This window comes from uncultured Flavobacterium sp. (assembly GCF_963922255.1).
Lineage (GTDB): Bacteria > Bacteroidota > Bacteroidia > Flavobacteriales > Flavobacteriaceae > Flavobacterium.
Genome location: NZ_CAWUIC010000002.1, coordinates 184,728 through 207,954 on the forward strand (window position 1 = coordinate 184,728; position 23,227 = coordinate 207,954).

Annotated in this window: 16 protein-coding genes; 9 read left to right on the top strand and 7 right to left on the bottom strand. The window is 30.4% G+C overall.

Annotated elements, in window-relative coordinates; genetic code table 11:
• The first annotated feature begins 2 nt into the window (after nt 1–2).
• A complete protein-coding gene (locus AABJ49_RS02890) occupies nt 3–863 on the top strand; it encodes an SDR family NAD(P)-dependent oxidoreductase (RefSeq protein ID WP_338375981.1) in 861 nt (286 codons plus the stop codon).
• A gap of 55 nt (nt 864–918) precedes the next feature.
• On the opposite strand, the gene AABJ49_RS02895 is transcribed toward AABJ49_RS02890, so the two are convergent.
• From AABJ49_RS02895 to AABJ49_RS02905, 3 genes are read right to left on the bottom strand one after another with little or no spacing between them, the layout of a single operon-like run.
• Nucleotides 919–2,994: a M13 family metallopeptidase gene (locus AABJ49_RS02895; protein WP_338375982.1), complete on the bottom strand. Its 2,076-nt coding sequence runs from the start codon at nt 2,992–2,994 to the stop codon at nt 919–921.
• Between the two features lie 11 nt (nt 2,995–3,005).
• Entirely contained in the window at nt 3,006–5,825 is a 2,820-nt protein-coding gene (locus AABJ49_RS02900) for a M4 family metallopeptidase (protein ID WP_338375984.1), read from the bottom strand.
• 2 nt (nt 5,826–5,827) lie between these two features.
• Nucleotides 5,828–9,220 carry a T9SS type A sorting domain-containing protein gene (locus AABJ49_RS02905; protein ID WP_338375986.1) on the bottom strand — a complete coding sequence of 1,131 codons (3,393 nt, stop codon included), beginning with the start codon at nt 9,218–9,220 and terminating at the stop codon, nt 5,828–5,830.
• A 121-nt stretch (nt 9,221–9,341) separates the two neighbouring features.
• Here AABJ49_RS02905 and AABJ49_RS02910 point away from each other — a divergent pair, with 121 nt between their 5' ends.
• From AABJ49_RS02910 to AABJ49_RS02925, 4 genes are all read left to right on the top strand, one after another.
• A complete protein-coding gene (locus AABJ49_RS02910) occupies nt 9,342–10,037 on the top strand; it encodes an SCO family protein (protein WP_338375988.1) in 696 nt (231 codons plus the stop codon).
• Nucleotides 10,038–10,125: 88 nt separating this feature from the next.
• Nucleotides 10,126–10,359 carry a FeoA family protein gene (locus AABJ49_RS02915; protein WP_338375990.1) on the top strand — a complete coding sequence of 78 codons (234 nt, stop codon included), beginning with the start codon at nt 10,126–10,128 and terminating at the stop codon, nt 10,357–10,359.
• 1 nt (nt 10,360) lies between these two features.
• The gene (gene feoB / locus AABJ49_RS02920) at nt 10,361–12,478 is read left to right on the top strand and encodes a ferrous iron transport protein B (protein ID WP_338375992.1); all 2,118 of its coding nucleotides are present in this window, start codon (nt 10,361–10,363) and stop codon (nt 12,476–12,478) included.
• On the top strand, nt 12,478–12,600 hold the full coding sequence (locus AABJ49_RS02925; protein WP_338375993.1) for a FeoB-associated Cys-rich membrane protein: 123 nt from the start codon (nt 12,478–12,480) through the stop codon (nt 12,598–12,600). The genes feoB and AABJ49_RS02925 overlap by 1 nt, the downstream gene beginning before the upstream one ends.
• A 17-nt stretch (nt 12,601–12,617) precedes the next feature.
• Here the strand turns inward: AABJ49_RS02925 and AABJ49_RS02930 are convergent, their stop codons facing one another.
• The 4 genes from AABJ49_RS02930 to AABJ49_RS02945 all read right to left on the bottom strand — a co-directional run bounded on the left by AABJ49_RS02930 (nt 12,618) and on the right by AABJ49_RS02945 (nt 18,584).
• Nucleotides 12,618–16,058, bottom strand: a complete 3,441-nt coding sequence (locus AABJ49_RS02930) for a T9SS type B sorting domain-containing protein (RefSeq protein ID WP_338375994.1) — start codon at nt 16,056–16,058, stop codon at nt 12,618–12,620.
• 610 nt (nt 16,059–16,668) lie between these two features.
• Nucleotides 16,669–17,076, bottom strand: a complete 408-nt coding sequence (locus AABJ49_RS02935; protein ID WP_338375995.1) for a hypothetical protein — start codon at nt 17,074–17,076, stop codon at nt 16,669–16,671.
• 39 nt (nt 17,077–17,115) lie between these two features.
• A complete protein-coding gene (locus AABJ49_RS02940; protein WP_338375996.1) occupies nt 17,116–17,934 on the bottom strand; it encodes a ZIP family metal transporter in 819 nt (272 codons plus the stop codon).
• 2 nt (nt 17,935–17,936) lie between these two features.
• Nucleotides 17,937–18,584, bottom strand: coding sequence for a metal-dependent transcriptional regulator (locus AABJ49_RS02945; RefSeq protein ID WP_338375998.1), 648 nt, complete (start codon nt 18,582–18,584; stop codon nt 17,937–17,939).
• A gap of 82 nt (nt 18,585–18,666) precedes the next feature.
• Between AABJ49_RS02945 and AABJ49_RS02950 the strand changes: the two genes are divergently transcribed.
• From AABJ49_RS02950 to AABJ49_RS02965, 4 genes are all read left to right on the top strand, one after another.
• Complete coding sequence (locus AABJ49_RS02950) at nt 18,667–20,919, top strand: TonB-dependent receptor (RefSeq protein WP_338376000.1); 2,253 nt, start codon at nt 18,667–18,669, stop codon at nt 20,917–20,919.
• A gap of 35 nt (nt 20,920–20,954) precedes the next feature.
• Nucleotides 20,955–22,094 (top strand): lycopene cyclase family protein, encoded by a 1,140-nt coding sequence (locus tag AABJ49_RS02955; RefSeq protein ID WP_338376002.1) that lies wholly within the window; start codon nt 20,955–20,957, stop codon nt 22,092–22,094.
• Nucleotides 22,095–22,196: 102 nt separating this feature from the next.
• Entirely contained in the window at nt 22,197–22,607 is a 411-nt protein-coding gene (locus AABJ49_RS02960) for a BrxA/BrxB family bacilliredoxin (RefSeq protein WP_338376004.1), read from the top strand.
• A gap of 112 nt (nt 22,608–22,719) precedes the next feature.
• Nucleotides 22,720–23,163: a hypothetical protein gene (locus tag AABJ49_RS02965; protein ID WP_338376006.1), complete on the top strand. Its 444-nt coding sequence runs from the start codon at nt 22,720–22,722 to the stop codon at nt 23,161–23,163.
• Nucleotides 23,164–23,227: the final 64 nt, after the last annotated feature.

Sequence of the window (23,227 nt, forward strand, 5' to 3'; positions counted from 1 at the left end):
AGATGCAAGAAGAAAGAAGAAAAATCTCCATATTAGGAATCGGTTGGCTTGGGTTTCCTTTAGCGAAAAAGTTAATTGAAAAAGGTTTTGATGTAAAAGGTTCAACAACTTCTGAAAGTAAACTAGAGGTTTTAAAAACCAATTCCATTCAGCCCTTTCAAATTGAACTTTCTGAAAAAGAAATTAAAGGAAATATTAAAGGCTTTTTAGATGAATCAGAAATTTTAATAATTGATATTCCACCCAAATTACGAAGTAATCCAAAAGAAAATTTTGTAGTAAAAATAAAGCATTTAATTACTCAAATTGAAAAATCAACTGTAAAAAAGGTGCTTTTTGTGAGTTCTACAAGTGTTTATGCTGATGTGTTTCCAATAGTTGAAATTGACGAAAGTTCGGTTCCAAATCCAGATTCTGAAAGTGGCAAACAATTGCTTCAAACTGAAAAATTATTGCTTTCGAATAACATTTTTCAATCTACAATTCTACGTTTTGGTGGTTTAATTGGTGAAGATAGACATCCTATAAAATTCTTAGCTGGAAAAACGAATGTAGAAAATCCTGATGCACCAATAAATTTAATTCATCAAGAAGATTGTATTGGAATTATTATTGAGATGCTGAATCAAGTTCAGCACGACAAAGGACTTCGACATGCTCAGTTTGACAATTCGTTAAAGAATAATGTTTTTAATGCTGTTGCACCTCAACACCCAACAAGAAAAGAATATTACACTCAAAAAGCCATTGAAAACAATTTGTCTTTACCAGAATTTGATAATTCAAAAGAATCTGTTGGAAAATGGATTAGTAGTAAGAAAATTGAAGAAATTTTGAAGTATAAATTTAATAAAGAAGTATAAAAAATCCCGTTGCAGTCTATTTCTGAACGGGATTTTTTTATTTATTGTATCTTGTTTACCAAATCTTTACTCTGTTTTCTGGAGCAATGTACATTCCGTCACCTTCTTTAATATCAAAAGCTTCGTAGAAAGCATCAACATTTTGTAATGGAACATAAGCTCTATACATTCCTGGTGAATGTGGATCTGTTTTTACTTGGTTTTTGATGGCTTCATCACGCATTTTACTTCTCCAAATGGTTGACCAAGAAATAAAGAAACGTTGTTCTGGAGTAAATCCGTCAATTAATCCTGGATTACCATTTTCTTTTAAATAAATTTGCAAACCATCAAAAGCTGCATTAACTCCACCTAAATCTCCAATGTTTTCTCCTAAAGTAAATTTACCATCTACAAAAATCCCTGGTAAAGGTTGCAAGTTTGAATATTGTTCTGCTAACGCTGTTCCTAAACCTGTAAATTGATTTAAATCTTCATCGCTCCACCAATTTACTAAATTTCCATCTGAATCATATCTTGAACCCGAATCGTCAAATCCATGAGAGATTTCGTGACCAATTACAGCTCCAATTCCTCCATAATTAACGGCTTCATCAGCTCTGTAATCGTAGAAAGGTGGTTGTAATATTGCTGCCGGAAATACAATTTCGTTGTTTGAAGGGTTGAAATAAGCATTCACTGTTTGTGGACTCATTCCCCATTCTGTTTTATCAACTGGTTTATTTAATTTTTCAATGTTTCTTTGATGAGACCATTTTGCATACAATCTTGAATTTTCAAAATAAGTTCCTCCATTTTCTGGACTAACAACTTCCAATTTTGAATAATCTTTCCACTTATCAGGATAACCTATTTTTACGGTAGATTTTCTTAATTTTAATTTAGCGTTTTCTTTTGTTGCCTTAGTCATCCAAGGCAAATTATCAATACGATTTTCAAAGGCTAAAAACACATTTTTAATCATTGCTTCTGCTTTGGCTTTTGCTTCCGGTGGAAACTTTTTAGCAACATATAATTTTCCTAAAGCTTCTCCTAGTCTTCCGTTTACAGTTGCTAATGCTCTTTCGTCAGCTGGTCTTTGCTTTACAGCTCCAGTTAAAGTTTTACCATAAAACTCCCAATTTGCATTATCAATTTCAGATGAAAGTGATCCTGCAGAACCTCTTAATAAAGTCCATTTCATGTACGCTTTCCAGTCTGCTAATTGATTTTCTTTAAAAATTGTTTCTAAAGTTTCTAAATATTTTGGTTGAGAAACTACTATAGAATCTAATTTTCCAATTCCAATGGTTTGAAGATAATTATCCCAATTAACGGAAGGAACCATTTTTTGCAATTCTGCAACAGTCATTGGATTATATGTTTTTCTTCTGTCTCTTCTTTCAACTCTATCTAAAGTTGCAGTTGACATTTTAGTTTCTAATGCCAAAATTTTTGCAGCGTCTGATTTTGCTGAACTTTCACTTTGTCCTAAGAATTGCAACATTCTTGCTGTATGCTCTTGATATTTTTGACGTTTTTCAACATTATCAGGTGCATCAGAAACATAGTAATCTCTATCTGGTAATCCTAGACTACCGGTTCCAACATAGACTACATTTCTTTTACTATTTTTTGCATCTGTTCCAACATAAACTCCGAAGAAACCTAAATTAATTTCATCGTCTAATTCAGCAATTAAATTCACAACTTCCGTTGAGTTTTTAACAGCGTCTATTTTTGCTAAATAAGGTTTTAAAGGCTCAATTCCTTGTTTGTCTCTAGTAACTGTATCTAAAACCGATTTGTATAAGTTAATCGCTTTTGCTTGATCAGAATTTGCATCAATTGACTTATCATTTATAGCTTCTTTTAAAATAGCCATAACATCTTTGTCAGTGTTTTTACGAAGTTCATCAAAACTTCCCCAACGTGTTCTATCGGCTGGAATTTCTGTGTTATCCATCCAGCTTCCGTTAACATACCTGAAAAAATCATCTGAAGGTTTCACAGATTTATCCATGAAAGATGTGTTAATTCCAATAGGTGTTTCTTCTTTTTTCACTGTTGCTTCTTTAGTCGTTTTACACGAATAAAAAACAATTGAAACAGCCAAAAGACTAAGTCCAATTTTTATAGTTTTGTTTTTCATTATTTAATATATTATTCTTTTATAATTCTTTTTACAACTTGTTTGTCATCAGCTAAAATTTTTACAAAGTAAATTCCTTGAGCTACCGCTGATAGGTCTAAGCTAACTTCATTATCATTAGTAGTATAAATAGGGTCTTTTGTTACAATAATTTTACCCGTTAAATCAAAAACTTCAATTGATGTTGGAATTTGCTCAGAAAATGAAATGTTATAAATTCCTTTAGAAGGATTTGGATATATTGAAATACTGCTTTGATTAAAGCTTTCATTTGACAAAACTCCACTAATTACAAAATCATCTATGTTTACTCCCAATTGATTTAATGCTTGATCTGAATGAAATACAATTCTAAAAATCACATTAGATTGTCCAACTAAAGACGTTAACGGATACGAATAGGTGTTAAGATTAAAATCTGTACCTGTCCATTGAGCTCCTACACAATTATAGCAATCGTTTCCTGCTGTATGAAGTGTTCTATCGCTATTGTACCAATTTGCACCCATTTGTCCTAAAACAGACCAATTCAATCCAAAATCTGTTGTGTATTCTACATAAACAATATCCCAATCTTGTTCTAAATCAAACTTCATAGCAAAACTAATTTGAGGATTAGAAACGCTCGTTAAATCATAACATTGTGAAACAATATACGATTTTTTATTATTTGCATAATTTCCTGTAAGATTTGTTGTGTAAACTGTGTTGCCATTTGAACTTAAATTACCTGACGAACGAATTCCTCTTTTCCAAGTAGTGGTTGTTCCAGATAAATCATAAGTAATTAATTCGTCTGAACTATTTGAAAATGGATTTACAATTCCAACTGATCCTGAATCATTAACTAAGATTACAACTGATTTTGTGTTGTTTTCTGATTTTCCATCATTTGTAATTGTAGAGGTAACTTCTAAGATATGTTTTCCTCTAGATAATCCAGTTAAAGTTAATGGAAAAGTTGTGCTTGAACATGGGTTTAAATTACCTGTCCAGTTTAAGTTAGTAGCAACTCCACCATCAATAGTATAAGAGATTGAAATAGTAGAAATTGGATTTAATCCTTGATTTTTCAGGTTTAAGACAGGATTTAAAGTTGCATCACACGAAACAGTATTTGTTCCTGTAATTGTTTGTAAAGCAATATCATCAGAAACTAAAGTGTATTGATCCCCAACATTTACTGCATACCAAGCATTGGTAACGGCAATGACCTCTGGGCTATTTGCGCAATATATAGAACTTGCTGCTTCAATTGTAGCCACTCTTGCATCAGCGTAAGTAGAATTTGGAGTTAAATAATCTCTTTCAGCAATATATGCTATTTCGGCTGCTTTTTGCATTCCTATTCCAGTTACATTGTAAGTATCAGGTGTTGGTGCATTATTAGTCCCAGATTTACCTTCAGTTAAAATATAAAACCAATGATTTAAAACTCCTGAATTTGTATGAACGCCACCATTATCACCTGCTCCAGAATACCAATTTGTTCCCAAATAAGTATCAGGATCACCTTTAGAATTTGGATCGCTCATTGATCTAAAAGGTGAAGCACCTATTTCTTCTGCAATTAACCAAACTGATGGTGATATCGTTCCTGATAATGTTCCATTTTTTCCATATTGTTCCACACAAGCTCCCCAAATATCAGAGAAACCTTCATTCAATGCTCCTGATTCATTTTGGTAAACTAAACCAGCTGTATAAGTACAAATTGCATGACCAATTTCATGTGCACAAATATCTATTGAAGTTAAAGGTTGAATAGAGGCACTTCCATCTCCATATATCATAAAAGAGCCGTTCCAACTAGCATTTACATAATTTGTACTAAAATGCACGTAACTTTTAATTGTTCCTCCATTACCATCAAAACTATTTCTGTTGAAATAGACATTCCAAAAATCATAGGTTTTTTCGGCTCCCCAATGAGCATCTAAAGCAGCATTATCTTTTTGAGCGTTATCATATTCTGCAGCAGACCAAACGTTATCAGCGTCTGTAAAGTTTACATTTTGAATACTTCCGTTTTCACAGTTAAAAGTTTGTATTCCGTTTCCACGAGTATTGTCGTGTAAAATATAATCTGAACCCAATGATGTAGTTTCAATTTGTTTAATTCCACTATATCTTGTTGCAGCAGAAGCTGTGATGAACGTATTATTTACTTTATTCTCTGTCGAAGTATAATTTAAGTTTCGGTTGTGTGTTATGTCGTTTTTAGTGTGTTTTATAATAGGATTTTTGAATAATAAAACTCCTGTTTTTGCATCAACATATACTTCTTCTCTTTTGTGGGGAATTAAACTATATATATCAAATTTATAAGCTAGATATACCTTATTAGAGTAAATATCTGGAAATAAAAGTAATTCTCCAACAGGCTTTTTATAGTCCATTATTAGAGATTGATCTTTGTCTTCCCATAAATAAACTGTTGCATTTAATTCATTAATTGCTTCTTGTAAAGCCTCATCGCTTGATAAGGTTGGCATTACATCCAACTCATTAGTGTTGTATAATTCTCCATTTATTAAATAAACTCCTTGATCATTTGAATGCGTGATGATTGTTCCAAATTCAATTTTTAGGTTTTTATAGTATTGTTGAAATTTTTCATGAGATAAATTGCCTTTGTCTACATTCTTATAAATGGTTTTGTAGGTATAATGCTTAGTAAGGTTGTGTTCATTAGAGAAAATTTCTATAGCATCTTTAACCGAAGTATTTAAAGAACTAAGTCTTATACTTTTCTGTCTTGTTCCATCTCTATTTTGAGCAAAGATTGACAGTGAAAAAAATAAGATTATAGCAATTAATTTTAAACGCATTTTTATTTTTTTATAATTCTTTTTACAATATTTTGATTATCAGCTGTTATTTTCACAAAATAAACACCTTGAGCTAAATTTGATAAATCTAAAGTTGTTTCAAGGTTTGTAACTGTAAGTTCTTTTTGTGAAGAAACAACTTTTCCTGTTAAATCATATACGTCAATTAAAGAAGGTTGGATGTTACCTAAAGAAATATGAAACACACCATTAGAAGGGTTTGGATAAATAGTTATATCATTTAATTCAAAGTTTTCAGTTGACAAAACTCCATTTATTACAAAATTATCTACTGTAACTCCTAACTCATTAGTGTTTTGATCTGAATGAAATACGAATCTAAAAATTACATTTGATTCAGAAGTTAAAGCATTTAATGGATAAAAATAATTATTTGAATTTGTATTTGTACCCGTCCATTGGGCTCCTACACAGTTATTACAATTTGTTCCAGATGTAAGTGGAGTTCTATCACTATTATACCAATTATTTCCCATATCACCTAAAACATTCCATGTTTGCCCAAAGTTAGTTGAATATTCTACATATAAAATATCCCAATTTAATTCTAAATCATAAGCTAAATTAAAGCTTATTTGAGGGTTACTTATTGATGTTAAATCATAGCATTGCGATACTAAATAAGATTTAATATTATCTGGATAATTGCCTGACAAGTTAGTAGTGTAAACCATGTTACCTCCTGTAGCTAAAGCATCTCCAGATCTTGTTCCTCTTATCCATTGTGATTGATTTAATGCTCCTTCATTATAAGAAATTAATTCGTCGGAAACTGTTGAAAAACCATTTGTTACACCTACAACACCGGAATCATTGGTAGTAAAAATTATACTTCCATCATTGTTATCGTTAAATGCATCATTTGTAGTAGCTAAGACAACGTCTAATGTATGAATTCCTCTTGGTAAATTTACTTGAGGTAAATCAATTATTGTAGTACTTTGAGAAGTTAATGATCCGTTCCATTGAAAAGTATTATTATTACCATCGATAGTGTAATTTATTGTAATTTCTGTAATGGAATTTAAACCATTATTTTTAACACCTATTTTTGGAATTATTATTCCACTACAATATATGTCATTATTAGGAGTGATAACTTGTTCAAATTTAATGTCATTTGGTGGAATTTGAACGGGAATATCTGTTTGCCAAATTCCTCTACCATAGGTTGCGGCAATTAATTTATTATCTTCTAAGTTTATTTCTAAATCAGTTACTGCCACATTAGGTAAATTAACATTAAATGGTTGCCAAGAAGTCATTGTGTCATCTATATAATAAACCCCTAAACTTGTACCTACATAGAGTGGATTATTTGTATTTCTTCCTTGATGAACTATAGTGTTTTTACCAATACTTGGTAAACCTGTTGAGATACTAGTAAAAGTATTTCCACCATCTACAGACTTTCTAACTTGTCCATTTATACCATTAGTAACTATATAAACTATATTACTATCACTTGAATGCACAGCTATTGCTCGTATTTGAACAAACCCATTATAAATTTGAGAGAAAGTTACACCATGGTCAATACTTTTGTATATGACAGAGCCATTTACTACATATATAATATCATCATTTGAAGGATCTATCTCAATTAGATCTATATTTCCAGAACCTGTATTACTTGTTGATTGTTGCACCCAAGAATTTCCGTTTAATCTATAAAAGTTACTATAGCCAGAAAAAATTTCACCTGCATTATTCCCTTTTAAAGGAGTAACCCAATTTCCACTTTCACCTGAAGGAGCCGAAACATTTGATCCTATTGAATTTCCTGCATTGTTACTTATATACAAACTACTTCCATTTTGAATGAAACCATAATATTTATTTTGGTCCACTTTACTAACTGCTGCATCCATCCCATCAGCACCATAATAGTTTTTCCAAACTCCACCACTAAATGCATGGCCACCATTATCTTGTAAACCTCCTACTATATTAGCAGAAGTTTGTTTTGACACTGAAACTTTGTAAAATTGACTTATTTGAGCTCCACTTGTTTTATCTGTAAACAACATTCCTCCATTACTAGAAACATATATTCCTCCATCACTTCCACAGTATAATTTTCCTCCATGAAACCCTAAATAATGAATATCAGCGTGCGTATAAGAAGCAGAATTTGGAGAGCTCCAATTATTAAGTTTAAAAAATATTCCTCCTCCATTATTCGATTTCCAAATATTTAAACAACCCGTATAAATTTCGTTTTCATTAGTATCTGATACTGCTAAAGCTAAATCATAATATGCTTGTCCAGAGCCATCAAAAACATCTGTGCTTCCGGAAGTCTTAGTCCAAGTTGTTCCTCCATTAATTGATTTGTAAACACCTTGAAAACTACCTGAAGTATTTGCACTTAAAATATAAGCATATTCCGAATTAGCAGCCGTAACATCAAGTAACATTCTGCTTGAGCTTGTAGGCAACCCTGAGGTTATTGATGTAAATGAATCTCCTGAATTTGTTGAACGAAAATATGTGTTATTCGAAACTGCGTGTAAAACCGAATAATTATTAGGCTTCAATCTCAACGAACCTGAAGAAAAATCACCTGCTTGAACTAAATTCCAACTTACTCCTGCATTTGTAGTTTTATAAATTCCCAAATTTGTAGCGCACCATAAGATTTGATTATTAAGTGGGTGAATAAGTAAGTCTCCTGAATAAGTTGAAGTATTTGTAAAACTTAGACCTGTTGTATTCCATGTTACACCTCCATCAGTTGACTTCATTACACCAATTGAATAAGTGTCAGAACCGTCTTTATCACCTGTAGAAATATAAATAGTATTAGAGTTTGAATAATCTACTGCTATACCAGAAACACCTATTTGAGGTAAATTATCTGACATAGGTAACCAAGAATTACCAGAATCATTTGATTTCCAAATTCCTCCTGCAGGAGTTCCCATGTAAATTATATTAGAATTTGAAGGATCCACATGAACTATATTAACTCTTCCTTGACCCGAAGACCACGAACCTGTATTTAAATGAGAAAAAGGGCCTATTGGACTCCATTCACCAACCACAGTTGAAGAAGTTGAATTTTTATTTAAAATTGCCTGATTTTTTTGATTAAGAGCCTCCCACATTTGAGCCGGAGTAATTAATTCTCCTTGATCGTTAGTTTTATTTTGCCAATGATATTCCCAACGCATAAAAGGTTTATAACCTGAACCTTTTTTATTCTTGTCATGGGTTAACCAATAAGCATCAAAAGACTCTTTTAGTTGTTCTATTGTTAAATTTCCTTGTTTTGCCGCTTCTTTGTTTAAAATCCAAGGTGCAGAAGAATTATATTGAGAAAATCCTAAAAAAGAAATTAACAAAATCAATAAAGTAATTGTATTTTTCATTATAAAGTATTGTATAGTTGACAAATATATATAAACAAATTATAAAAAACTGATTTTTAACATCTGTTTGTTAGATAGATAACATTAGTGTTGCTAGGTTTTGTATTTTTGCAAAAAAAAAATGCTTTCTACAATTAAAAAATATAAAACGTTTATTTTTATCTTTTTGAGTATTTCAATTCTAATTTTTATTGGTATTTATACTCTATTACAACCACAAAAAACACTTCCAATATTTACACCTAAAGATGTTAATCCTCAATTAGTTGACACAACAATTCAACATGTAGGTTATAACCATAGAATTGCTGATTTTAAATTCACCAATCAAAACGGAAAAACAATCACTCAAGAAGATTATAAAGACAAAATTTATGTGGCTGAATTTTTCTTTACTACTTGTCCAACAATATGTCCAATTATGACAGATAATTTAGTTTGGTTACAAGATAAAATTAAAGATATGCCTGATGTTTTATTGCTTTCTCATAGTGTAACACCAGACATTGATAGTGTTGCTGTTTTAAAAAAATATGCTATTGAAAAAGGGGTTTTAGACAAAAAATGGAATTTAGTTACTGGAAATAAAAAAGACATATATTTCATAGCAAGAAAATCTTATTTGGCCGTTGAAACTGGTAAACCTGATGAATTATATGATATGGTTCACACTGAAAATTTTGTACTTATTGATAAAAAAGGTAGAATTAGAGGTTTTTATGATGGAACAAACCTTGATAAACCAACCGAAGACGGTACAAAAAACGTATCCCAACTTCTTGAAGACATTAAATGGCTTTCAGAAAAAGAAAAATAAAACCATTATAAAGTTAAAATATGACAATTATCAGTAATAATCGGTAATAAATTTTTACTTTTGTATTTTAATTCAATCTAAATAAGCCGTGGAAATTAATTTGTCACAACTAAAAAAAGGTGAAAAAGCTATCATTATCGATGTAAATATTGACGTTATTCCGTTAAAGTTACTCGAAATGGGTTGTTTGCCCGGAAATAGTATTGAATTAATTCAAATTGCACCTCTTGGCGATCCATTATACTACACGATAAATGATTCACACGTTGCAATTCGTTTAGAAACTGCTCAAGAAATTAGCATTTTAAAAGAGCAAAATTAATATGGTTCAAAAAAACATCAAAGTTGCTTTAATTGGAAATCCTAATGTTGGGAAAACTTCTGTTTTCAATCAACTTACTGGTTTAAATCAACAAGTGGGAAATTATCCTGGAATTACCGTTGAAAAGAAAATGGGATTTTCTAAACTATCTCCTGATGTTAGAGCAAAAATCATTGATTTACCTGGAACTTATAGTTTAAATGCAAGTTCAATTGATGAAAATGTAGTTATTGAATTACTTTTAAACAAAAAAGATAAAGATTATCCAGATGTGGCTGTTGTGATCTCTGATGTTGAAAATCTGAAACGAAATTTACTACTTTTTACTCAAATCAAAGATTTAGCTATTCCAACTATTTTGGTCATCAACATGAGTGATCGAATGAAGCTAAAAGGAATTGAACTTGATATTCCCTTTTTGGAACAAGAATTGAAAACTAAAATTGCTTTAGTAAGTTCTAGAAAAAAATTGGGAATTTTAGAACTAAAAAGCCTAATCTTAAATTATGAAGATTTATCTGTTGAACCTTGTTTAAATGCTTCGTCAATTGATCCAGAATATTTCGACAAATTAAGGAAAGCTTTTCCAAATCAGTTGTTGTACAAACTTTGGTTGGTAATTACACAAGATGTAAATTTCTTGAATTTAGAACGAAATGAAATCAAAAGTTCGTTCACTAAATCACATTCAGATTTAAAACGTTTACAGCAAAAAGAAACCATCAAACGCTATCAATTTATAAATGATACGTTGAAAATTGGTCAAAATATTGACAAATCTAAAGCATCAGATTTACAAGCAAAACTAGATAGAGTTTTAACTCATAAGGTTTTTGGTTATGTAATTTTCTTCTTCATATTATTCGCAATTTTTCAATCTATTTTTGAATGGTCAACCATTCCAATGGACTTTATAGATGAATCTTTTGCCAATTTTGCCAATTATACAAAGACACATTTACCTGTCGGAAAATTTACGGATTTAATCAGTGAAGGAATTATTCCTGGAATTGGTGGAATCGTAATTTTTATTCCACAAATAGCCTTTTTATTTCTGTTTATTTCTGTTTTAGAAGAAAGTGGTTATATGAGTCGCGTTGTTTTTTTAATGGACAAAATCATGCGAAGATATGGTTTGTCTGGAAAAAGTATTGTGCCTTTAATTTCGGGAACAGCCTGTGCAATTCCTGCAATTATGAGTGCTAGAAATATTGAAAACTGGAAAGAACGTCTTATCACAATTTTAGTAACTCCATTTACTACATGTTCTGCTAGATTACCTGTTTATGCGATTATAATTTCGCTAATTATTCCAGAAGAAAAAGTTTTAGGATTCCTAAGTTTACAAGGTTTAGCCTTAATGTTTCTTTATTTAATAGGATTTTTTATGGCTATTTTTTCTTCATGGTTGTTAGATAAATTCCTAAAATTAAGTTGCAAAACCTATTTCGTAGTGGAAATGCCAAGTTATAAAATTCCGATGTTCAAAAATGTTGGAATTAACGTCTTAGAAAAAACTAAAGCATTTGTATTTGGAGCTGGAAAAATCATTTTAGCTTTATCAGTTATACTATGGTTTTTAGGTTCTCATGGTCCAACAAAAGAGTTTGACAATGCTGAAGAAATTGTTCAAAATGAAGTTATAGCTAATAATTTAGATTTAAATCCAAGTTTAATTGAAGCTAAAGTCAATACTTATAAATTAGAAAATTCTTATATAGGTATTGTGGGTAAAGCCATTGAACCAGCTATAAAACCTTTAGGATATGATTGGAAAATCGGAATTGCAGTTGTTACTTCCTTTGCTGCAAGAGAAGTTTTTGTTGGAACACTAGCTACAATTTACAGTGTTGGTGCAAATGACGATGAAGGTGATATGGAAAACACGATTAAAAAAAGAATGCAAGCCGAAGTAAACCCTGTAACTGGTGAAAAGGTTTTTAATTTTGCTACCGGAATTTCGTTATTGTTGTTTTATGCATTTGCGATGCAATGCATTAGTACTTTAGCAATTGTGAAGAAAGAAACGAATTCATGGAAATGGCCTATAATCCAACTTGTAGTTATGAGTGGATTTGCTTATATTGTGGCTTTAATTGCTTATCAATTTTTAAAATAATGCAAGAAATATTAGTTTACATAGCTCTTTTTATAGCCGTTGGATTTTTAGTCAAAAAATTCTTTTGGAAAAAATCTGCCAAGAAATCAAAATCTTGTGGTGATGATTGTGCTTGTCATTAAAAATTCAGAAGTTATACCTATCTTTTCAAAGTAAAATGACCTCTAAATTCTTTGCCATTTTCACGGGTAACTATGAACCAATAATCCGTTGCTGGTAAAGTTGTTCCATTAAAAGTTCCGTCCCAAGAATTCAAATTTCCATTTATTACATGAATTAATTTACCATAACGATCAAATATCTCTGTCTTTATATTTGGCTCATCATTTGAAAATTTAATTTTCCAATAATCATTGTAACCATCATTATTTGGTGTGAAAAATTTTGGGTAAATTAATAAATAGATACTATCTGTTTGAATTCCACAGCCGTTTTTATCTCTAACAAAAACTGTATATTGACCACTTACTAAATTTGTAAAAACGGAACTATCTTGGTAGGTAATTCCATTTAAAGAATATTCATAATCTCCATCACCATTTGCGAAAATTGATATTACATTGTTATTATCTGTCCAATCTTCGGTTGTTATTTCTGTTATTGTTGCAACATTAGAATTTACAACTGTTATATTTTCTGTTGTTGAACAAATTATTGTTCCATAATCTTTTGTTACTGTTAAAGTATATTGTCCTGCTTGTGAAATAATTGCTTGGTTTGATGTAGAACCTGTGGACCAATTATAACTACTAAAGCCTGAAGGAGCAGAAATAACTATTGGATTACCTTCACAAATTGTATAGGTTTGATTAATATTTAATACTGGATTTGGATGAATAATCAATTGGAATGAAGTTGTATTATAACAAGTTGTACTTAATACATTTTCAATCCTTACATAAATTGTTTTTGAAGGTTGCGTACTGGAATAATTGGCAGGTAATGGATTGGTGTTATTGTCTGCTTCTTGTTGTGTTTGATGATAAGACACTGTAAAGTCTGTAGGACTTTGACTTCCTAATACAATTGCTGTTTGCTGTGATAAGTCAAAAATTTCTGTAACATCATTTGCGGTATCGCATGAATGCATGTTTTGAGGTTGGTAGGCAATTGGTAATTCATACAAACCTATTTGAAAACTAGTTGTGTCATAGCAATCTGAGTTGTTATTGTTTTCAATTCTAACAAAAATAGTTTGAGGATTGGAAGTGTTGCTGTAAGATGTATTTAATGGATTAACAGCATTTTCAGCATCATTCTGATTTTCATAGTAGGTAACTGTAAAATTTGCTGCACTTTGATTGCCTAATATAACGGAATTATTTTGAGTTAAGTCAAAAGTTCCAAATCCATCGTTGGTTATATCATCACAAATGAAAATATCATTTGGAATATTGGCTATCGGAAGATTTGAAACCACTATTTTAAAACTATCAATCACTTTACAATTAGCATTACCAATAGCTGTTATACTATAATAAATATCTTGATTGTTTGTGGCGTTGTTTATTGGAGTTATAATTGCATTTGTATTATTTTGAGCATCGCTCAATGTTAAATAATAACTAACTTCAAAAACTGTTGTTGATTGACCGTTTAAAATTTCATTGGTTTTTGTAGTTAAATCAAATTGTTCAATACCATTATTAGAAGCATCATCACACAATACATAATCGGTAACTGTTGATACAGTTGGTTGTTGAATAACCTCTATGTTAAAACTTGTGGTAGCAAAACAATCTGCATTTAAGTTGTTTTCAATCCTTACATAAATTGTTTCTTGTGGTAAAGTATTTGTGTACAAAAATGGCAGTGCAGTATTATTGGTATCAGCATCATTTTGAGATGTATGGTATGATATTGAAAAATTAGTTGCTGACTGACTTCCTAAAACTAATGCGTTTTTAGTTTGCAAATCAAATTGTTCTATGCCGTCATAAGGTATCGCTTCACAAATGATATAATCTGATACTGTGTTGGCAATTGGTTGATTATATAATGTTACCTCAAAACTAGTAATTGCATAACAGTTTGGATTGTCCAAATTATAAATTTTAGCATAATAAGTTGTAGTTCCTAAAGGTAGGTTTTGAGTATTTGTTAAGATATTTGTGTGGTTTTCTGCATTGGTTTGGGAGGAAAAATAAGCTACTCCAAAAGTTGTGGTTGATTGACTACCAATAACCGTTGCATTAAATTGTTCCAAATCATAACTCATTGCAGCTGTTCCACAAAAGTCTTGATTAGCAACAGTATTAGCTACGACTGGGATTTCTGATATGGTTATTTGTTTTGTTCTAGTAATAGTTTCTGTTGTCGTTGAAATAGTAGCAGAAACAGTAAAAGTCCCTGAATTTGCATACGTATGTGAAGGATTCAATACTGAAGACGTAGTTGAACCATCTCCAAAATCCCAAACCACCGATATAACAGATTGACTATTTGATAACTCAAAATTTGTTGACTCTCCCAAACAATTATTTTGAGCTAAAATACCTGAGTTGAAATAGGAATAGATAAATTGAGGAAGACCGGCTTCACAACCAACCAACATAGGACTCACATCTATATTGTGAAAATCAAAATTACATCCTACACCTAAAACATCTGGATCTTGAATTGCACTAATATACTGTGTATTTACTAGACAACAATAAATTTTTAAATCTGGAGCTAATTGTAATACCCCCATTATTCCTACACCTGTATCATGTATAACAGTTTGAGTACTAGGAATATTGGCTGCTGTTAAATCAAATTGTAAAACAAGTTGGCCTCTTGTTACATATCCAATATTACCAGAAGGTGAAAACTCAACACCATAAACTCCTGTGAAATTATATACTAATTTTGGGTTACTAAAGACTCCTGTATTGCTATTAAAGTCTAACAAAAAAACCTTTCCATGACTGTTAGCCATCAACAACTTTGTCCCATCTGGTGAAAATTTAATGTTTCCCATTGAAACGTCTTCAAGATTTAATTGCGTTACATTTGTAATTACGGGATTAGCTGTATCCACCCCACTGCTAGTAACTTTATAAGCAACAAAATCTGCATACCCAACTAGCATACTTACAACCCAGTAATCTCCACTAGGTGTTCTAATTGCTGTTAGTTTTTCCCCAACAGGAGTTTGCAAAAGTACATTTTTTGTTGCGGTTACATCTCCAAGTCCTCCATCTAAGTTCATGTCGATTTCTGAATAGCGTAAACCTTGAGGGTGGCCTTCTGCATCTGTAGTAAAGAGATAATAAATATTAGAAGCATTAGGTTTTGGAACTGCAATACAGGATTGACCACTGTTATCATGACCTAATAAACCTGAACCATTTGGCATTAGTTGGTGGTTACTGTTCCAAATTTGCATACCATTAGAATAAAACAACAACTGACCTGCAGGATTTGAAATACTAGTACAACCCTCCTCAGAGAACATTGAACTTGGTGGTAATAATACTGGAGCACCACTACTAAAGTCTAACCCAGCATTATAACCAAAATACCAGTTGTTGGCCTCATTTTGTGAATAACCTAAACTAGTGATAAGTAGTAAAAAAATTAAAAGTAAATTCTTCATAAAATTTTCAATAAACAAAAATACTATTTATTTTAATTAAGTATAAATTTATTTATTCTGTTGGATTTTTAGTTAAAAAATTCTTCTGGAAAAAATCTGTCAAGAAATCAAAGTCTTGTGGTGATGATTGTGCTTGTCATTAAAGTTTATTTCCAAAATATAAACTAAAACCTTCAAAAATTAGTGAAAATAAAATAAAATATATTATACTGCTTAATTCAAATTCTGCATACAATAATAACATGGAAATTGCTAAAGTTGAATAAAAAAATCCAAGCAATGTAAAAATAGCATCTTTTTTATATGATTTATATTTACAAATGATATTCAAGTAATGCTTTTTACTTACAAAAAAATTAAAATTAAAAATTAAAAAAAAAGTCAATAAAACAATATATACAGTTTGAGAATAATAAATTTCATAATTAAACCATCCTAATATTTGAAGTGGGAGAATATAAAAGGTTAGTGTTAAATAAAAAGAATTAATAATAACAGTTTTTATCTCAGTATCATTCTTATTATATCTATATAAACTCTTATAAACACTAAAAAACAAAGCTTCATAAAAAAATTTCATTCACTATTATTTAAAAAATTAATCTACTATCTACTCCAAACCAACCCTCAAAACATACTCTTTCAACTCAATATTTTGGCCTTCCTTTTTTGTAGGTTGAACCAAAATATCTTTTATTTTTTTATTTGTTGAAATGTAATCCGCAAAAAACTGCTTGTTTTGTTCTAATGTTTTGTAGTTAATAGAAAGTGCTTCTGATCTTTCTAGTTTCTGATTTTTATAAATTTCTAGTTCCAACTGAACTTCTCCAGCCCAAACACAACTAACTCCTTCAGGACAACGAGAATCTGAAATAATTTTAGAAATTTTCATTTCGTAATCATTTCCAACATTAGTTAAAGAATTTGAATTAATAAGGATTTCATTTTCATTAACAACTTGCTTTGAAGCACAACTAATAAAAATAAAAAGAACTATAATTGGTGTAAAATATTTCATTTGTGTATGGGTTTAATTCCCAAAGTTACACAAAGTTTTTTATCCTAAAGCAACATCTAAAGTCATCATTACAATAAATCCACCTATAAATCCTAAAGTGGCAATATCTGTATTTTTCTCTAATTGTGTTTCTGGGATTACTTCTTCAACAACCACATAAATCATCGCACCAGCAGCAAAAGCTAAAGCATAAGGCAATATTGGAGTAAAAAACATTACAGCTGCAGCTCCCAAAACTCCAGCAATTGGTTCAACTAAAGCCGAAGCTTGTCCGTACATAAAACTTTTTCTTCTGCTCATTCCCATTCTACGCAAAGGCATGGAAACCGCAATTCCTTCTGGAAAATTTTGTATTCCTATTCCTATTGCTAATGTAACTGCTCCAGCTATTGAGGCTTCTGGAATTCCTGCTGCAACTCCTCCAAATAATACTCCAACTGCCAATCCTTCAGGAATGTTGTGCAAAGTAATGGCTAACGTTAATAGTGTTGTTCGTTGCCAAGGTGATTTTATCCCTTCTGTTTCTTTAAAATTGATGTGTAAATGAGGTAAGGTTTTGTCTAACATAAAAATAAACAAAGCTCCCAAAGCAAAACCAACAACAGCTGGAATTACTTTTACAAATCCTTCTCCTTCGCTCATTTCAATAGATGGTGCTAACAAACTCCAAAAACTGGCAGCAACCATAACTCCACCTGTAAAACCAAGCATTCCATCAAAAAAAGTTCGGTTCATGCCTTTAAAAAAGAACACAAATGAAGCTCCTAAAGCGGTTAAAAACCATGTGAAAAGTGTAGCGTAAAAAGCAGCCAAAACTGGGTCAATGCTTTCTAAATAAGTTAAAATTTCTTGGAACATAATTATTGTACATATAAGTTAGACGCAATTTTATCGGAAATGGTTAGAACATTACCATTAATTTCAACCTGAAGAATATCATCAAAGGTATCAATCTCAATTATTTTAAAAGTTGATCCTAAAGCAATTTTTTGTTTGTCTAAATACTGTAAAAATTCAGCTGAAGAATCTTTTACACCAACACATTTATAGGCTACATTTATTTTAGCATCAGACAAAAGCTGCTTTTGCACTTTTTTAATTTCTCCATCAGCATTTGGAATTGGGTCACCATGAGGATCAAAATCAGGAAAATTTAAAAAAGCATCTAATTTATTAATCAATTTTTCGGATTGAATATGTTCTAATTCTTCTGCAATTTCATGAACCTCATCCCAAGTAAAATTTAATTTTTCTACCAAAAAAACTTCCCACAAACGATGCTTTCTTACTATCATTTTAGCTGTTAACATACCTTTTTCAGTTAATGAAGCTCCTTGGTATTTTTTATAAATTACTAAATCTTTTTCAGATAATTTCTTTAACATATCGGTTACAGAAGACGCTTTTGTTTCTAACATTCCTGCAATAGCATTAGTATTCACTCCTTTTGGTGAAACTAAAGATAAATGATAAATTACTTTCAAATAATTTTCTTCTGAAGTAGTCATTAAATATTATTTTAAACAAATATATAACTTTTTATTTTGATTCGGTTAATTATATTTTTAGTTTTGTCTAAAAATTAATTTAATGGTTTATAAAAAATATTTTATACTGCTCTTTTTTACGGTAATTTCTTTTTCACAAACAAATATTAAAGGAAAAATAACGTCGTTAAATAAAGCTTTGCCTTTTGCTACGATTGTTCTTAAAGAGTTGAATAAAGGAACTAGTGCAGATGAAAATGGATTATATCTGTTTGAAAATATTCCTGATGGTAAATATATAATGCAATTTTCATACACAGGTTACAAAGTTGTTACAAAAACTATAATCGTTTCAAATCAAACTGAAATACTTTTAAATTGTGAATTGAATGAAATGGATACTCTTGATGAAGTTGTTCTTACTGGAACCTTAAAAGCTGTTTCAAGATTAGAATCTCCAGTTCCTATAGAAGTATATTCTGCTGTATTTTTAAAGAAAAATCCAACTTCAAACTTATTTGAAGCCCTTCAAAATGTGAATGGTGTTCGTCCTCAATTAAATTGTAACATTTGCAATACTGGAGACATACATATTAATGGTTTAGAAGGTCCATATACTATGGTTACAATAGATGGAATGCCAATTGTTAGTGGTCTTTCAACAGTTTATGGTTTGTCAGGAATTCCTAATTCATTAATCGATAGAATTGAAATTGTAAAAGGTCCAGCATCATCATTATACGGAAGTGAAGCTGTGGGTGGTTTAATAAATATTATTACAAAACGTCCTGAAACAGCTCCCTTATTTTTCGCCGATGTGTTTAGTACTTCTTGGTTGGAAAACAACATAGATATTGGTGCAAAATATGGTATTGGGAAAAAGGTTAATTCTCTTTTAGGAATAAATTATTTCAACTACAACAATCCAGTTGATAACAATCATGATAATTTTACTGATGTTACGCTTCAAGATAGAATTTCAATTTTTAACAAATTTAGTATTGATAGAAAAAGTGGTAAAGAATTAAGTTTTGCTGGTCGATTTTTTTATGAAGATCGTTGGGGTGGAGAATTGCAATGGAACAAAAATTTTAGAGGTGGAAATGAAATTTATGGTGAAAGTATTTACACTACAAGGTATGAAGCTTTAGGAAAATATCAATTACCCGTTTTGGAAAATATGTTTGCTTCTTTTTCTTATACAAATCACAATCAAAATTCTGTATATGGAAATACTTTGTTTTTGGCTCAACAAGAAATTGCATTTGGACAACTAATATGGGATAAAACCTTTAATAATCATAATTTTTTATTGGGAACTGCTTTTAGATATCAATTTTACAATGACAATACAACAGCAACCATAAAACCTGAAAAAACGAAAATAAGTAGTTTATTCATTCAAGATGAGATTAAGTTTACAGAATCACAAAGTGTTTTATTGGGTTCACGCCTAGATTATAATTCCATTCATGGTTTAATTTATACACCAAGAATAGCTTACAAATGGAAACCTACAAAAAATGATATTTTCAGAATAAATGCTGGAACTGGTTTTAGAGTGGTGAATTTATTTACTGAAGAACATGCTGCTTTAACTGGCTCTAGAGATGTAATCATAACCGAAAATTTAAATCCGGAAACATCTTATAATGTTAATCTGAATTATTTAAAAAAGTTTCAATTTGATAGCGGAACACATACTGTTTTAGAGTTTTCTACTTGGTATACTCATTTTGAAAATCAAATTCTTCCTGATTATGACACAAACCCTAATCAAATAATATATTCTAATTTAAATGGATATTCAAAAACGTATGGTATAACAGGAAATGTTGAATTCATTTTCCCTTTTGGATTAAAATCAATGGTTGGTTTTACGGTTTTAGAGTCTAAAATAAAAAGAGATGAAGTTTTATCAACTCCAATCCTAACAGAAAAGTATAGTGCAACTTGGGGAATTACTTATGATGTTTCAAAATGGTTTTTGTCTATTGATTATACTGGAAATTTATATGGTCCAATGCGATTACCTTTGTTAAGTGATTTAGATCCACGACCAGAATATTCTCCTCTTTGGAGTATTCAAAACATCCAGTTTACATATAAAAAAATAAACAGATTTGAAATTTATGGAGGTATAAAAAACCTTTTGAATTGGACTCCTAATAAAAGTACTCCTTTTATAATTGCAAGAGCAAACGACCCTTTTGACAAAAATGTTGTTTTTGACATTAATGGAAACGCAACTTCTACACCAAATAATCCGTATGCTTTAACATTTGACTCAAGTTATGTTTATGGACCAAACCAAGGAATAAGAGCGTTTTTAGGAGTTAGATTTAAACTAGATTGATATTTATCACTGTCAAAATTCTCTATCTTTGAAAAATGAAACACTACAATTACATTTTTACAGGAACAGGATTAGCAGCTTTGATGACTGTCTATGAAATGATTTCGTCTAATAAAATTGCAGATAAAACAATCCTTCTAATTGATAGTGATGCCAAAAAAACAAACGATAGAACATGGTGTTTTTGGGATAAATCAACCCTTTTTGAAGAAATAATTTCTAAAGAATGGAAAAATACTCTTTTTGCTAATGAAAATTTCAGGAAACAACTAAATATTGAACCATATCACTACAAAATGATTGAAGGTTTAGATTTTTATAATTTTGTTTTTGGTGAAATTTCTAAACATAAAAACATTCATTTTTTACAAGAAAAAGTAGTCGACTTTTCAGAATTAGGTCATCATTGTTTGGTAAAAACGGAACAAAATAGGTTTACTTGCAATAAGGTCTTTAATTCAATTTTTAACCTAAATTTAGTTACTTCGCAAAAAAAATATCCTTTATTACAGCAGCATTTCATAGGTTGGTTTATAAAAAGTAAAGAACCAGTTTTTAATGAAAATGCCGCAACATTCATGGATTTTTCAGTCAATCAGAAAGGAAATACGCGATTTATGTATGTTTTACCAACTTCAAAAAATGAAGCTCTATTAGAATATACACTCTTTTCAAAAGATTTACTTGCTAAAGAAGAATACGAAAACGAAATTCAACTTTATATTCAAAATTTAGGCATAACTGAATATGAAATAGTAGAAAAAGAACAAGGAAACATTCCTATGACAAGTTATCCTTTTTGGAAGAACAATACAAAAAACATCATTAATATTGGTTCTGCTGGTGGTTGGACAAAAGCAAGTACAGGTTTTACGCTTAAAAATGTGACAAAAAAATCTAAACAACTGATTGACTTTTTAGAACCAAATGCTGACTTTACTAAATTTCATAAAAAAGACAAGTTTTGGTTTTATGATTTGCTTTTTATTGATGTTTTATACCAAGATAATTCAATCGGTTCAGAATTATTTTCAGGATTGTTTAAAGATAAAAATTCGGGTTTAATTTTAAAGTTTTTGGATGAAGAAACTTCGTTATTTGAAGATTTAAAAGTGATTTTAAGATGTCCAAAAATTCCATTTATTAAAACTTTATTTAATAGAATATTTCGATAATATTTTATCTATCTTATCATAACAAATCTTTATGATTTCAAAAGAGTAGACTCCAAAAAAACTTTGTAACTTTGCAACTCGTTAACTTTTAACAAAATTATTATGTATCCAGAAGAAATGGTTAAACCAATGCGTGCTGAATTAAATGACGCTGGTTTTCAAGATTTATATAGTGCTGACGAAGTAAAAAATGCAATTCAATCAGAAGGAACAACTTTAGTAGTTGTAAATTCGGTTTGTGGTTGTGCTGCAAGAAATGCTCGTCCTGGTGCTAAAATGAGTTTAGCAGGTGCTAAAAAACCTTCAAAATTAGTTACTGTATTTGCAGGTGTTGACAAAGAAGCTGTTGATGCAGCAAGAGAACAAATGTTCCCTTTTCCACCTTCATCACCAAGTATGGCTTTATTTAAAAATGGTGAATTAGTGCACATGTTAGAACGTCATCATATTGAAGGTCGTCCAGCTGAATTAATTGCAGAAAATTTACAAGATGCTTACAACGAATATTGCTAATCCCTTTTTCGTTAAAAAAATTAATCCCTTTCTAAGCAATTAGTTAGGGATTTTTTATTTTTACGCAACCCTTTTTAAAAACATTCATCTTAATTATATAAAACCAAACATTATGAAGATTTCTTTTTTATTCCTGATTTTGTTTTTTACAATGAGTTGTTCTAACGATGATGATGCAACGGTTGCTACTCAAACTATAATTCCAACCCAAATTATAAAAGGCCAATTAAATTACAATAATACTTATGGAAACGAAAATATTGTAATTTCCAATACAGCTGATTGGCAGACTTTAATGGCTAATTTTTCAACTATTGGAGTTATTAATAACATTCCTTTTTCGGAAACAAACATTGATTTTCAAAACTACATGATTCTTTTCGTTATAGAAGTAAAAAATAGCAGTACAACACTTGATATTACAAATATTCAAGAAAATGCAAACAATATTACTGTTAGTATTGAAAACCTCCAAGTTGGTTTAACTACTGATGTTGCTCATCCATTTCATATTGTAATAATTCCGAAAACAACAAAACCAATTGTTTTTCAATAATTATCGAAAAATAAAACACTATGCAAGCATACTAAATCCCTATGTTTAGTGGTGTTTTTTATGA

What these genes read in the sequence shown, in the direction of transcription:
- AABJ49_RS02940 (WP_338375996.1), bottom strand. Translation starts at nt 17,934, where the DNA reads ATGTTCCAAGAAATTTTAACTTATTTAGAAAGCATTGACCCAGTTTTG.
- AABJ49_RS02890 (WP_338375981.1), top strand. Translation starts at nt 3, where the DNA reads ATGCAAGAAGAAAGAAGAAAAATCTCCATATTAGGAATCGGTTGGCTT.
- AABJ49_RS02950 (WP_338376000.1), top strand. Translation starts at nt 18,667, where the DNA reads ATGGTTTATAAAAAATATTTTATACTGCTCTTTTTTACGGTAATTTCT.
- AABJ49_RS02910 (WP_338375988.1), top strand. Translation starts at nt 9,342, where the DNA reads ATGCTTTCTACAATTAAAAAATATAAAACGTTTATTTTTATCTTTTTG.
- AABJ49_RS02925 (WP_338375993.1), top strand. Translation starts at nt 12,478, where the DNA reads ATGCAAGAAATATTAGTTTACATAGCTCTTTTTATAGCCGTTGGATTT.
- AABJ49_RS02955 (WP_338376002.1), top strand. Translation starts at nt 20,955, where the DNA reads ATGAAACACTACAATTACATTTTTACAGGAACAGGATTAGCAGCTTTG.
- AABJ49_RS02960 (WP_338376004.1), top strand. Translation starts at nt 22,197, where the DNA reads ATGTATCCAGAAGAAATGGTTAAACCAATGCGTGCTGAATTAAATGAC.
- AABJ49_RS02895 (WP_338375982.1), bottom strand. Translation starts at nt 2,994, where the DNA reads ATGAAAAACAAAACTATAAAAATTGGACTTAGTCTTTTGGCTGTTTCA.
- AABJ49_RS02945 (WP_338375998.1), bottom strand. Translation starts at nt 18,584, where the DNA reads ATGACTACTTCAGAAGAAAATTATTTGAAAGTAATTTATCATTTATCT.
- feoB (WP_338375992.1), top strand. Translation starts at nt 10,361, where the DNA reads ATGGTTCAAAAAAACATCAAAGTTGCTTTAATTGGAAATCCTAATGTT.
- AABJ49_RS02930 (WP_338375994.1), bottom strand. Translation starts at nt 16,058, where the DNA reads ATGAAGAATTTACTTTTAATTTTTTTACTACTTATCACTAGTTTAGGT.
- AABJ49_RS02905 (WP_338375986.1), bottom strand. Translation starts at nt 9,220, where the DNA reads ATGAAAAATACAATTACTTTATTGATTTTGTTAATTTCTTTTTTAGGA.
- AABJ49_RS02965 (WP_338376006.1), top strand. Translation starts at nt 22,720, where the DNA reads ATGAAGATTTCTTTTTTATTCCTGATTTTGTTTTTTACAATGAGTTGT.
- AABJ49_RS02900 (WP_338375984.1), bottom strand. Translation starts at nt 5,825, where the DNA reads ATGCGTTTAAAATTAATTGCTATAATCTTATTTTTTTCACTGTCAATC.
- AABJ49_RS02935 (WP_338375995.1), bottom strand. Translation starts at nt 17,076, where the DNA reads ATGAAATATTTTACACCAATTATAGTTCTTTTTATTTTTATTAGTTGT.